At 32.4% G+C, this 13,190-nt stretch carries 10 protein-coding genes; 6 read left to right on the forward strand and 4 right to left on the reverse strand.

Annotated features, from left to right (window positions below):
• Window position 1 precedes the first annotated feature (1 nt).
• Both IUY40_RS05975 and IUY40_RS05980 read right to left on the reverse strand, forming a co-directional pair.
• Window positions 2–382: a hypothetical protein gene (locus tag IUY40_RS05975; protein ID WP_195735952.1), complete on the reverse strand. Its 381-nt coding sequence runs from the start codon at window positions 380–382 to the stop codon at window positions 2–4.
• Window positions 383–409: 27 nt separating this feature from the next.
• On the reverse strand, window positions 410–769 hold the full coding sequence (locus IUY40_RS05980; protein ID WP_195735953.1) for a roadblock/LC7 domain-containing protein: 360 nt from the start codon (window positions 767–769) through the stop codon (window positions 410–412).
• Window positions 770–940: 171 nt separating this feature from the next.
• Between IUY40_RS05980 and IUY40_RS05985 the strand changes: the two genes are divergently transcribed.
• From IUY40_RS05985 to IUY40_RS06010, 6 genes are all read left to right on the forward strand, one after another.
• The gene (locus IUY40_RS05985) at window positions 941–1,165 is read left to right on the forward strand and encodes a hypothetical protein (protein ID WP_195735954.1); all 225 of its coding nucleotides are present in this window, start codon (window positions 941–943) and stop codon (window positions 1,163–1,165) included.
• Between the two features lie 89 nt (window positions 1,166–1,254).
• Window positions 1,255–1,851 (forward strand): lipoprotein signal peptidase, encoded by a 597-nt coding sequence (locus IUY40_RS05990; protein ID WP_195735955.1) that lies wholly within the window; start codon window positions 1,255–1,257, stop codon window positions 1,849–1,851.
• An 82-nt stretch (window positions 1,852–1,933) separates the two neighbouring features.
• The gene (locus IUY40_RS05995) at window positions 1,934–5,092 is read left to right on the forward strand and encodes a UvrD-helicase domain-containing protein (RefSeq protein WP_195735956.1); all 3,159 of its coding nucleotides are present in this window, start codon (window positions 1,934–1,936) and stop codon (window positions 5,090–5,092) included.
• Between the two features lie 71 nt (window positions 5,093–5,163).
• Window positions 5,164–6,357 carry a glycine C-acetyltransferase gene (gene kbl / locus IUY40_RS06000; RefSeq protein WP_195735957.1) on the forward strand — a complete coding sequence of 398 codons (1,194 nt, stop codon included), beginning with the start codon at window positions 5,164–5,166 and terminating at the stop codon, window positions 6,355–6,357.
• Window positions 6,358–6,469: 112 nt separating this feature from the next.
• Window positions 6,470–7,930 carry an OmpA family protein gene (locus tag IUY40_RS06005; RefSeq protein ID WP_195735958.1) on the forward strand — a complete coding sequence of 487 codons (1,461 nt, stop codon included), beginning with the start codon at window positions 6,470–6,472 and terminating at the stop codon, window positions 7,928–7,930.
• A gap of 64 nt (window positions 7,931–7,994) precedes the next feature.
• The gene (locus IUY40_RS06010) at window positions 7,995–10,757 is read left to right on the forward strand and encodes a PD-(D/E)XK nuclease family protein (RefSeq protein ID WP_195735959.1); all 2,763 of its coding nucleotides are present in this window, start codon (window positions 7,995–7,997) and stop codon (window positions 10,755–10,757) included.
• A gap of 225 nt (window positions 10,758–10,982) precedes the next feature.
• Here IUY40_RS06010 and IUY40_RS06015 read toward each other — a convergent pair whose 3' ends face one another.
• Both IUY40_RS06015 and IUY40_RS06020 read right to left on the reverse strand, forming a co-directional pair.
• Entirely contained in the window at window positions 10,983–11,765 is a 783-nt protein-coding gene (locus IUY40_RS06015; RefSeq protein WP_195735960.1) for an alpha/beta hydrolase, read from the reverse strand.
• A 104-nt stretch (window positions 11,766–11,869) separates the two neighbouring features.
• Window positions 11,870–13,162 carry an aminopeptidase P family protein gene (locus IUY40_RS06020; protein WP_195735961.1) on the reverse strand — a complete coding sequence of 431 codons (1,293 nt, stop codon included), beginning with the start codon at window positions 13,160–13,162 and terminating at the stop codon, window positions 11,870–11,872.
• Between the last annotated feature and the right edge of the window lie 28 nt (window positions 13,163–13,190).

A 13,190-nucleotide genomic window follows, 5' to 3' on the forward strand; every position in this document is an offset into this window, starting at 1 on the left:
GCTAAGCTAGATTTTTCTCTAACTCTAATTTGTGTTTTCTTAAAACAGCTCTTGTCATTCCTAGATTTGCTTTAGTTGAGTCTGCAGCAAGATAGATCATGAATTTTTTGTTTGGAGAAATATCGATAATGTGAATCTGATTAGAAAGTGTAATCAAAATATCTTCGATGTCCTGGTTTAGATTTAAAGCTTTTACGGCACTCAATTTTGCTTTTACTACTTCGAGGTTATAAGCAGCTGCCAGTTCAGGGTCAAAGCCTGGGTCTATTGTTAAGTTTCCAAAGCTTAATCCTGATTCAATTTCGGTTACAGCTACAGCTATAAAGCCATTTACATTGGTTTTCATGTCATTTAAAAACACATTTAAGAAGTCATTACTCATAATTTTCGGGGGTTTATTGGTTATTAATTATTTTAAAAGGCTGTTACTGCTAAGTTTAGTCGCTAGTTCATCAATATTTCGTAAAAACAATCCGAGATTGCTCCCGTCATTAGAGAAAACAATAACACTGTGAGAATTGTTTATTTTATTCATTACTACTACACCACCATCGGTAGTTTTAAGGTATAATTGTTTTAGTAATCCCTTAGCTAAGTCAGTTAGGAATTTGTCGCTCATAGATAGGATAGCATCGCTCATTGCGGCAATACTATCACTATAATCTAAATGTTGGGAGGTTATTAATTTTCCTTTTACACCAGATATTAGGGCTGATGATGATTTCGTCTGAATTAAAAACTCATTTAGGATAATTGTGATTTCATTCATTGTGTAGGGTTTTGGAAAGTTGTTAAAAAATAATTGATAAAGCGAATTTAATTAAAAAAATATAATTTTTTCATGTGCTATATCGTTAATTTGTTTAATAAATAAATTTTTTTTATGTATTATTGTATGCGAATATAAAAACAAGTAATTTTTAATTTAATATAAAAAGTTATGACTAAAGTATTGAAATTTAGAGATGTGAAGTCCGATGTTGATAATAGAATGAAGGATTTTGAAAAAATAAGAATTAAGCTTAATGTTGCTCGTGCTAAAAGTACGCAGAGTGATAATATTAAATCCAGTGAAGGTAAAAAAGAAACGAAAGGATTGTTTGATTCAATCTCTAGTTTTTTTTATGAAGGATCAAAACCTGTTAGATATAATGGAAGGAAATAGAGAACATTTTGTTACGAAATAATTAACGCTCCATTGGGAGCGTTTTTTTTGATTTAATTGTTACTTTTGCGCCAATAAAAAATTACAAAATGTCACTACGAAAAGCGTATTTACTTATTTTCATTATTTTACTTATCGATCAGGTTTCTAAAATTTACATTAAAACAAACTTTGTTCTAAGTGAAGAGGTAGAGGTTTTTAAATGGTTTAAGATTCTTTTTATAGAAAATGAAGGAATGGCTTGGGGAACAAAAATTCCAGGTGAATACGGAAAATTGATTTTGACAGTGTTTAGGATTTTTGCTGTTTTTGGTATTGGATATTGGTTATATGATTCTATAAAAAAACAAGCTTCGACGTATTTAATTGTTGCTATTTCTTTAATTATGGCAGGAGCAGCTGGGAATATTATAGATTCAGTTTTTTATGGAATAATTTTCGATGATAGTTATAATAACTTAGCTACATTGTTTGCTCCGCAACATTACGGAACATTATTTCATGGTAAGGTGGTTGATATGTTGTATTTTCCTATTTGGGAAGGAAATATACCAACATGGTTACCAATATGGGGCGGAGAATCATTTAAATTTTTTAATGCAATTTTTAATTTTGCCGATATGGCGATTTCTACAGGAGTTGGAATCTTAATTGTTTTTAATAAAAAAGCATTTAACAAGCACTAACAATTTTACTACATAGAATTTTAGTTTTTTACGACCGATAGTTCTCGGGATGTTTTACTTTTACAGTACGAAAAACTAAAAAATGCAAAGACCCTCCTTTTCTATATATGACGCATCTGCGGGTTCTGGGAAAACATACACTTTAGTTAAAGAATATCTTAAAATTATTCTTTCAGCTCCCAAAAATGATGCTTATCGTAATATTCTCGCGATTACATTTACCAATAAAGCGGTGCATGAAATGAAAAGCCGTATTGTGGGTAGTTTGTCTGAATTTGCGAAAGAGGAACCATCTGCGAAAGCAATTGATTTGATGCAGGACTTAGCTCGGGAAACAGGTCTTTCGATTATTGAATTAAAAACTAAATCACAGAATATCATCAAGCATATTATTCATAATTATGCAGCTTTTGATATTTCTACAATCGATAAATTTACTCATAAAGTTATCCGTGCTTTTGCGCATGATTTAAATTTGCCTATGACTTTTGAGGTGACTTTGGACACCGAAAATTTGCTTATAGAGGCAGTTGATGCTATTATTGCTCAAGCAGGTCAAGATGAAACTTTAACCAAGTTGTTGATTGATTTTACGATGGAAAAAACCGATGATGATAAAAGTTGGGATGTTTCTCGTGAAATTCTTGAAACGGGAAGATTGATCTTAAATGAGAACAATCGAAATGAGATTATACATTTTCATGATAAATCAATTGGGGAGTTTGTTGAAATAAAAAAGAAACTAACGGTTTTGTGTAAAGACCTAGATGAAGAGAATGCAACTTTTGCTGTAAATGCACTTTTGTTAATTGAAAAAAATGGAATTGATTTAAAATCTTTTTCGAGAGGAACATTTCCAAATCATCTAGAAAGTATTAGAGATGGGAAATTTAATCCCAAGAATAAAACATTTCATGAGTTTGATGATATTGCGATAAATAAAACGGCCAAAGACAGGGTTTTAATTGAGAATATTATCCCAGAATTACTTCAGATTCTGGATAAGGTTTATAAGAATTTTGAGAAGCGAGATTTTTACAAAGCTTTTCTTAAAAACATCACGCCGCTTTCGTTATTGAATACAGTGAGTAACGAGTTGGAGAAGATTCAAAAAGAGCAAAATGTTTTGTCGATTTCTGAATTTAATGCAATTATTCATCGTGAAATCCAAAATCAACCAGCGCCTTTTATTTATGAGCGTTTGGGAGAAAGATACCGTCATTTTTTTATTGATGAGTTTCAGGATACGTCTGAAATGCAATGGCAGAATTTGATTCCATTAATTGACAATGCGCTTTCTGGTCAGGATGATTTTGGGGTAAAGGGTACACTTATGATTGTTGGAGATCCTAAGCAGTCAATATATCGTTGGAGAGGTGGAAAAGCAGAACAGTTTATTGAGTTGAGCAAAGATTTAAATCCATTTAATAATCCAGATAAAACAATAACACATTTAGATACTAATTATAGAAGTTATAGTGAGGTTATTGAATTTAATAATGGCTTTTTTAAATTAATTTCTTCAGAATTTGAAAATGCTGATTATAAAGATTTGTATGAAAATCATAGTTATCAAAAAACTAATGCCAAGAAAGGGGGATATGTAAATATTTCATTTCTTCCGGTAGTAGATAAAAGTGATCAAATTGAGGATGAGGCAGTACTGGAGAAAACAGATTTGTATGTCTTGGCGACATTAAATACAATTCAAAAAGTGCTACGTGAGGGATTTGAGTATAAAGACATTGTTGTTCTGACCCGTAAAAGAAGTCAGGGCATTGCTGTTGCGAATTATTTAACGGAGCAGAATATCCCCTTATTGTCTTCGGAGACATTAATGATCCAGAATGCAACAGAAGTCCGATTGATTATTCATTTATTAAAATATTTGAATAATAATGCAGATTTAGAAGCAAAAGCTAATTTTTTGCATTTTATGGCTAAGAATGCAGATGTTAAAATGCCAATTCATGATTTTATTGCTGAAGGAATGGCAGAAAGAGATGAAATTTCTTTTGAAAAATGGTTAGAGAAATTTGATGTTTTGCTATCATTTGAAAGTATTCGAAAAAAATCACTATATGAATCTGTAGAGACTATTATTTCAAAATTTGTACGTCTAGAATATAATAACGCGTATGTGCAATATTTTCTTGATATAGTTCTGGAACGTGATATTAGGAATCAAGCAGGTATTTCAGATTTTTTAAGTTATTGGGATAAGAATTCAGAAAAATTCAGTATTCCATCTCCAGAAGGGAATAATGCGGTTCGTATCATGACTATTCATAAATCGAAAGGATTAGAGTTTCCAGTTGTTATTATGCCTTTTGCGGAAGAAGATTATAGTCGGAAACCAAAAGATAAGTTGTGGTTGAATGCAGAGGAAGAAGATTTTGGGTTGCCAAAAGTATTAATAGATAATAGCAGTGCTGTAGCGGGATTTGGAGAAGACGCTGCAGTTGTGTTTAATTTAAAGAAACAAGAAGAATTGCTTGATAATGTAAACGTTTTATATGTTGCATTGACTCGGGCAGAAGAGCAATTATATGTGATTTCTCAAGAGATAAAACCTAGAAAAGACGGTGATTTTCCAGGTAATATGGCATCTTTTTTTATAAAATATTTAATTGACCTAGGGGTTTATGATGAAAATAAGTTGGAATATGAGTTTGGGAATTCGGCTAAATTATCTTCAGGTGAGAAACATTCTTCGTCTGCCAAAACAATTCCATTAGTTTCGGAGGTTTTAAATCCTAAGAGTATTAAAATTGCTCAACGCGAAGCCTTAATGTGGGGGACACATCAACAAGAAGCTATATCTTATGGAAATGTGATCCATGAAATATTAGCTTTTGTAAAATATAAATCAGATATTGATTTGGCAGTTGTAAAAGCATTAGAGGATGGCTTGATTACTTTTGATCAAAAAGATATTGTTTTAAAGACGATTCAGGAAATTGTAAATCATTCAGAGATTAACATTTGTTTTGAAGTTGGGAATAGGGTTTTAAATGAAGAAACTATAATTCAAAAAGAAGGGAAAGTATTAAAACCAGATAGAGTAGTTATAACTCCTAATGGAGAGGCTTATCTTTTGGATTATAAAACGGGTTTAAGCAATCCAAAATATAAACAACAAGTAGAAGAATATCAGTTTGCAATTGAGAATATGGGCTTTAAAGTGTTAAAAAAGGCCTTGGTGTATATAGGAACCGATATCGTTGTAGTAAATTTGTGAAAAAATTAATCAGACGTTAAAGAATAGAATCAGGCTAACTTGTTAAAATTTAACATATTAAATAAATAAAAATGTACGGAAAAATTAAAGAGCATTTGCAGAATGAATTGCAAACTATTGAAGAAAACGGAATTTTTAAAAAAGAACGAATAATAACTTCTGCTCAGGATGCTGAAATAACAATCTCGACAGGAGAGAAGGTTTTGAATTTTTGTGCTAATAATTATTTAGGGCTGTCTTCGCATCCAGAAGTGGTTCAGGCTGCAAAAGACGCGATGGATACTCATGGTTTCGGAATGTCGTCTGTGCGTTTTATATGTGGGACACAAGATATTCATAAAACATTAGAGAAAAAGATTGCTGATTTTTATGGAACAGAAGATACTATTTTATATGCTGCAGCCTTTGATGCTAATGGGGGTGTTTTTGAGCCTTTATTGGGTGAGAATGATGCAATTATTTCGGATAGTTTAAATCATGCCTCAATTATTGATGGAGTTCGCTTGTGTAAAGCAGCTCGTTATCGTTATGAGAATAGTAATATGGAGGATTTAGAGCAACAGCTAATAAAAGCGAATGAAGCTGGAGCTCGTTTTAAATTGATTGTTACTGATGGAGTATTCTCTATGGATGGACTTGTAGCTCCATTGGATAAAATATGTGACTTGGCAGATAAATACGATGCTATGGTTATGGTTGATGAATGTCATGCAGCTGGGTTTATTGGAGCAACAGGAAAAGGAACTCTTGAGGCAAAAGGAGTAATGGGTAGAGTTGATATCATTACTGGAACTCTTGGTAAAGCCTTAGGTGGTGCTATGGGCGGGTATACTACAGCTAAAAAAGAAATTGTAGAATTACTGCGTCAAAGATCAAGACCATATTTATTTTCAAATTCATTAGCGCCAGCAATTGTAGGTGCGTCTATTAAAGTATTTGAACTTCTTGAAAAAGATACAGTATTAAGAGATAGATTAGAGTGGAATACTAATTATTTTAAAGAAGGTTTAAAGAAAGCTGGATTTGATATAATAGATGGAGACTCAGCTATCGTTCCGGTTATGTTATATGATGCGAAATTATCGCAAAACATGGCAAATGAGCTTTTAAAGGAGGGTATTTATGTAATAGGATTCTTCTTTCCAGTAGTTCCTAAGGAAAAAGCAAGGATAAGAGTGCAATTGTCTGCTGCGCATACTAAGGAGCATCTAGACAGAGCTTTAGAGGCTTTTATTAAGGTTGGTAAAATGTTAAAAGTTGTATAATTCCCATTTTTAACATTTCTTATTGTATTTTTTTAACATTTCATTTTGTAGTTAAAAATTTACGCGTTACTTTTGTCTATAATTAACTAAATTGTAATTAAATAAATTAAGTATGAAACATCTTAACAAACTTTTAGTTGCTGTGATGATGGTGATGGGGTTAGGTTCTCACGCACAAGACAGTAACAACCCATGGGCTATCTCTTTTGGAGTTAATGCCGTTGACACTAAAACAAGTGCTGGTGGAGGACATAACTGGGCAGATCAACATTTCTCTCAGGCTTTCGCAGCAAAAGACAACTGGAACATTCTTCCTTCAGTATCGTACATCAGTGTATCTAGATACGTTGGTAGTAATTTCTCTGTAGGATTACAAGGTTCTGTGAATAAAATTGATAAATACGTAACATTTGCTCCAGGTGCTCCTGGTCATGATTCACGTGGTTATGTAGTTTCTAACCCTGGAGATTTAATGTATTATGGTATTGATGCTACACTTAGATATAGCTTCATGTCATTGATTAATTCTAAAGTAATCGATCCTTCGTTAAGCGTTGGTGGAGGTTATACTTTCTTCGGAGATAGCAGTTTTGGTACTGTTAATCCAGGTGCAGGTTTAACTTTTTGGTTCACTGAATCAATTGGTTTGTCTTTAGCTACTACTTATAAAAAATCTTTTGGAGATAGAGAAGATAAATTTGGTACGCCAGATGCTCCATCTCATTTCCAACATTCAGCAGGTCTTACTTTCAAATTTGGAGGTAAAGATACAGACGGAGATGGTATCTACGATAAAGATGATGCATGTCCAGAGGTTGCTGGTTTAAAACAATTCAACGGATGTCCTGATACTGACGGTGATGGTATCGTTGATGCAAGTGATGCTTGTCCAACTGAATTTGGTTTAGCTGCTTTAAACGGTTGTCCTGATAAAGATGGTGATGGTGTTGCTGATAAAGATGATGCTTGTCCAGATACATTTGGTTTAGCTGCTTTAAAAGGTTGTCCTGATACTGACGGAGACGGAATTGCTGATAAAGATGACAAATGTCCTACTGTAGCAGGTCCTAAAGAAAATGGTGGATGTCCTTGGCCAGACGCTGATAAAGATGGTGTTCTTGACAAAGATGATGATTGTCCTACTGTAGCTGGTCCAGCTAGTAACAGAGGTTGTCCAGAAGTAACTACTGCTGTATTAGATGATCTTAAAGTTCAAGCTAGAGCAGTATTCTTTGACACTGGAAAAGCGACTTTCAAAAAAGGTGATGCTGCTACTCCAGCTAGATTAGATGCTATTAGAGAAATTCTTAAAGCTTATCCAAATGCTAAATTTAGCATAGAAGGACATACTGATAGTACAGGTTCTGCTAAGATTAACAACAAACTATCTGAAGATAGAGCTAATGCTGTAATGAACGCATTAATCGAAAGAGGTGTTAGTCCAGAAAACTTAACTTCTAAAGGATTTGGTCCATCTCAACCAGTAGCAAGTAACAAAACTGCTAAAGGTAGAGCTGAAAACAGAAGAACTGAAATCAGACACATAGGTTCTAAATACGAAGGTAAATTGTAATTTACTTTTCTAAATAATTTTAAAAAGCCATTCTTAATTGAATGGCTTTTTTTATTTTTATACAATGACAGAGATTTATTTTTTAGATAATATTGCAAAGGTTATAATTGAAGGCTATTCAGATAAATTGGCAGAGACGACAATAGTTTTGCCAAATAAGAGAGCTAAAATTTTTCTTGTTGAGGCTTTAAAAAAACAAATTCAGAATACAGTTATTAGCCCAAAGATAATTAGTATAGAAGACTTTATTCAAGATATAGCTTCTGTACGTTCAATCGATTCGATAGAATTGTTGTTTGAGTTTTATGAAGTGTATCTGTCTATTACTGAGAAAAAGAATCAACAGTCTTTTGAATTGTTTGCTAACTGGGCTAAAACACTATTACAAGATTTTAATGAGATTGATAGGTATTTGTTAGATCCGTCACATGTCCTTTCTTATCTTAAAGATATTGAGGATATCAAAAAATGGGGAATTGAGGTTGAAAACAAAACACAACTATTAGAAAATTATATAGATTTCTGGAAATTACTTCCTAATTATTATGAATCTTTATATAACCATTTGTTGAATAAGCAAATAGGTTATCAGGGATTAATTTATAGAGAAGCTGTAAATAATATAAATCATTTTACTTATTCAGTTCCAGATCAACATTTTGTTTTTGCTGGATTTAATGCTTTAAATGCTGCTGAAGAAAAAATAATTCAACATTTAATTGCTTCTGATCAGGCTAAAATATATTGGGATATTGATAAGACATTCCTAAATGATCCTTATCATGATGCTGGATTGTTTGTTAGACGATTTAAACAAGACTGGAAACATTATAAGGCAAATTCTTTTGAGTGGATATTTGATGATTTTTCACACTCTAAAAACATACAAGTTATTGGAACTCCAAAAACAATTGGTCAAGCCAAAATAACGGGAAGTATTATTGAAGAAATTATCACGAATAATCCAGATTCATCACTGGATAAAGTGGCTGTAGTATTGGGTGATGAAAATATGCTAGTTCCTCTTTTATATGCTTTGCCATCTACAGTTGGTGCTTTAAATATTACAATGGGATATTCAAGTAAGAATAATCCAACCCAAATTTTAATTGCCAAATTGTTTAAAATGCATACTAATGCATTGTCTAGAAATAGTACCTCTTACGTTTTTTATTACAAAGATGTTTTGGATATTTTGACACACCCTTTGGTCGAGCCTTATGCAAATGTAAAGGAGTTAGTGAAAAAAATAAATCAAAACAATTATACTTTCATAGCTCATTCTAAAATTATTGAGCTCAATGAGTACCCTTCGGATTTGTTTCTGTTGCTTTTTCAAAAATGGGATTCAGGCTCAGTTGCTGTTCTTAATAACATTTCGACGCTTTTGCTTGTAATAAAAGAAAATTTAAGTAATGATATTGAAGAAGATAAAATTGCTAAAACCTTTGTTTTTGCCATTTTTAAGGTGATTAATAAGTTGATTAATTATTATTCTCAACATCAGCATATTGATAAAATAGAGACGCTTTATGCTATTTATAAACAAGTTATAGAGGTTGCTGAAGTTTCGTTTGAGGGAGAGCCTTTAAATGGGTTGCAGATAATGGGAGTTTTAGAGAGTCGTGTTTTGGATTTTGATACTGTTATTGTAACTTCTATGAACGAAGGTAAATTTCCGGCCGGAAAATCTATGAATTCATTTATTCCTTATGATGTGAAACGTGAATTAGGTTTGCCAACTTTTAAAGAAAAAGATGCGATTTATACGTTTCATTTCTATCATTTATTGCAACGTGCCAAGAATATTTACTTGCTTTATAATACCGAAAGCGAAGGGCTAGATGCTGGAGAGAGAAGCCGTTTTATAACACAGCTAGAGGTCGAGAAACAGCCAAATCACAATTTGACTCATGAAATTTATAATGCAGTTTTGCCTGAAATAGCATACGAGCCAATGGTTATTCCGAAATCGGAAGCTGTAATGATGCGTTTGAAAGAAATTGCAGTTGCAGGATTTTCGCCATCAGCATTAACCAGTTATATTCGAAATCCGATCCAGTTTTATTTTCAAAAAATATTGCGAATTCGTGAGGTCGAAGAAGTCGAAGAAAATATTGCTTTAAATACATTGGGGACAATTATTCATGAGACCTTGAAGGCACTTTATGAACCTTTTATTGGAAAATTTATCTCTGAAAATGATATTTTAAATTGTTTTAAATTATTAGATAATGAAGTTTTAAAGCAATTTAAGTTAGTTTATAAAGAAGGAGAGATTAAAAAAGGCCGTAATCTTTTGGCTTTTGAAGTTGCAAAACGGAATGTTTCAAATTTCTTAAAAGTAGAACTAGAATGTATTAAAGACGGTGATGCAATTAAAATACTTGCAATAGAAGAAACTTTTGAAAGAACATTAACACATCCAAGTTTGCCTTTTCCGGTTTTAATAAAAGGAAACGTAGATAGAATCGAGCAACGTAATGGTATTGTTAGAATTATTGATTATAAAACAGGTAAAGTAGATAAGGCTAATGTTGTTCTTAAAAACTGGAATGGACTTGTAACAGATATAAAAAATGATAAAATTATTCAGGTTTTAGCATACGCTTTTATGTATGAAAACAATGCAAAAGGATTGCCTGTTGAAGCTGGAATTATCTCTTTTAAGAATTTAAAATCTGGGTTTTTGCCTTTTGGATATAAAGAAGAAAAGGATGTTGATATGATTATTAATGATGAGATAATGAACAACTATTTGGAGCAAATTGTGTTGTTACTCAATGAAATATTAGATATTACAATTCCTTTTGAAGAGAAAATTTAATATAGCCTTTGCGTGTAATTATCTTAACACATAGAAACATAGGATTTATATTCTCAAAAAAGGCATTTCATTTATTTTAAATGTACATAGCTAGCTATGAGAAAGAAATGTATTTCTTTTTTTGTATTCTTTTTTACACATAAAACCCATGTTTCTATGTGTTAAATGAAATTTTACGACCTGAGCAAAACGTGCAGATGCAGTAATTACACGAATAGTTAATTATTATATTCCTTTAAAAAAATCCAATAAAACTGTAGTCAATTCTGTTTCGTTCTCGATAGAACTCATGTGACCATCAGGGAAAGTTATAAGGGATACATTTGTGTTTTCTATTTGTTGAATGCTTTCTTCGTAACTTAAAACAGGATCTTTTTCGCCTAAAATTAATAGCTTTGGATAAAGATTTGTATGTAAAATAATTCCTTTGTCTTTTCTTATTTTCATTCCTTCTAGAGAAGCAATTATTCCCTGAAGTGGAGTTTTTAAAGCTTCTTCTTTTACGAGTTCTATATTCACAGCAAGTCTTTCTCGGTTGTTTTCGCTAAATAAATTTCCAATAGCTAAACCTATAAATGCGGCATAGTTTTGCTTAACGGCTTTGATTGCTCTGGTTCGGTTTAGTTTTCGTTCAGCATTATCAGGTTTAGATGTAGAATTTAATAAAACCAAGCCTTGTACCTTTTCGGTATATAATTCGGCGAAAGCCAAAGTGACATAACCACCCATAGAATGCCCTACAAAAATAGCTTTCTTGATCTTAAGATGAGCTAACACTTCATTTACTACATCGGCATTGTCTTCCATGGTATGAACATAACCAAGGGGTTCTGTTTTTCCGTGACCTAATAAATCAATAGCAACAACACGGTAATTTTTAGAGAAAGTATCAATATAATGATTCCACATGGTTTTGTTTTCTAAGAAGCCATGAAGTAAAACGATAGTTGTACCTTTTCCTGTGTCTGAATAAGAAATATTGATGTTTTTGAAGAGGATAGTTTTCAATGAGATTAATTTATGTTGCAAAAATAGTAGTTTGTTATGTAAGGAAAAGCAAAACGGCTAACATTTCTGAAAGCCGTTTGTCTTTATTAATAAAATGAACTGAATTAAACGTTCATCAAGTTTTCTATTTCATCAGCTTCGATAGGGATATTACGCATTAAATTAAATGGTTCTCCGGTTTCCTGAATCACAACATTATCTTCTATTCGAATACCAAAACCTTCAGCAGGGATGTAAATTCCAGGTTCAACTGTAAAAACCATATTGGCTTTCATTGGTTCGTGTAATAATCCGTAATCATGTGTGTCTAATCCCATGTGGTGAGAAGTTCCGTGCATGAAATATTTTTTATATGCAGGCCAATCAGGGTTTTCATTCTGTACATCGGCTTTGTCAATTAGTTTTAAATCTAATAATTCTGACGTCATTATTTTTCCAACCTCTATATGGTATTGTTTCCAAAGTGTTCCAGGAGTAAGCATTTTTGTAGCTTCATCTTTCACACGTAAAACAGCATTGTAAACAGCTTTCTGGCGAGCGGTATAGGTACCCGAAACAGGAATTGTACGAGACATATCGCTAGAATAATTGGCATATTCGGCAGCAACATCTAACAAGATTAAATCTCCAGCTTTACATTGTTGGTTGTTTTCGATATAGTGTAAAACATTTGCATTATTTCCTGACGCAATAATAGGAGTGTAAGCAAAACCTTTAGAGCGATTGCGAATAAATTCGTGAATAAGCTCCGCTTCGATTTCGTATTCGGTTACATTTGGTTTTACAAAAGACAATAATCTTCGGAAACCTTTTTCGGTAATGTTACAAGCATGTTGAATCAAATCAATCTCTTCGCTTTCTTTTACCGAACGAATGCGTTGTAATATTGGGTTGCTTTTGGCAACCTGATGTGCAGGATATCTTTCTTTCCACCATTTTACAAAACGAGCTTCACGAGTTTCAGTTTCAACAGTTGCACGATAATGCTCATTAGTATTAATGTACATTGTGTCGGCATAAGTCATCATTTCGTTCAGGACTTTTTCAAAATCTTGTAGCCAATAAACGGTTTTGATTCCAGAAACTTCAAAGGCACGTTGTTTGGTTAGTTTTTCGCCTTCCCAAACAGCAATATGGTCATTGGTTTCTTTTAAAAATAAAATTTCACGTTGATTTTCGTATGGAGCATCTGGAAAAAGCAACAAGATGCTTTCTTCTTGATCTACTCCGCTTAAGTAAAAAATATCTCTATGTTGAGCAAAAGGTAATGTACTATCGGCGCTAACTGGGTAAATATCATTTGAATTAAAAACCGCTACACTATTAGGCTTCATTTGAGCTGTAAATTTTTCGCGATTTTTTATAAAAAGAGAGCTATTTATTTGATGATATTTCATATTAATTGTGTTTTATACTTTGAATACT

This window comes from Flavobacterium sp. ALJ2 (assembly GCF_015594725.1).
Lineage (GTDB): Bacteria > Bacteroidota > Bacteroidia > Flavobacteriales > Flavobacteriaceae > Flavobacterium.

Coding starts and splice junctions, on each gene's coding strand:
- kbl (WP_195735957.1), top strand. CDS start 5,164: ATGTACGGAAAAATTAAAGAGCATTTGCAGAATGAATTGCAAACTATT.
- IUY40_RS05990 (WP_195735955.1), top strand. CDS start 1,255: ATGTCACTACGAAAAGCGTATTTACTTATTTTCATTATTTTACTTATC.
- IUY40_RS05975 (WP_195735952.1), bottom strand. CDS start 382: ATGAGTAATGACTTCTTAAATGTGTTTTTAAATGACATGAAAACCAAT.
- IUY40_RS06020 (WP_195735961.1), bottom strand. CDS start 13,162: ATGAAATATCATCAAATAAATAGCTCTCTTTTTATAAAAAATCGCGAA.
- IUY40_RS06010 (WP_195735959.1), top strand. CDS start 7,995: ATGACAGAGATTTATTTTTTAGATAATATTGCAAAGGTTATAATTGAA.
- IUY40_RS05995 (WP_195735956.1), top strand. CDS start 1,934: ATGCAAAGACCCTCCTTTTCTATATATGACGCATCTGCGGGTTCTGGG.
- IUY40_RS05985 (WP_195735954.1), top strand. CDS start 941: ATGACTAAAGTATTGAAATTTAGAGATGTGAAGTCCGATGTTGATAAT.
- IUY40_RS06005 (WP_195735958.1), top strand. CDS start 6,470: ATGAAACATCTTAACAAACTTTTAGTTGCTGTGATGATGGTGATGGGG.
- IUY40_RS05980 (WP_195735953.1), bottom strand. CDS start 769: ATGAATGAAATCACAATTATCCTAAATGAGTTTTTAATTCAGACGAAA.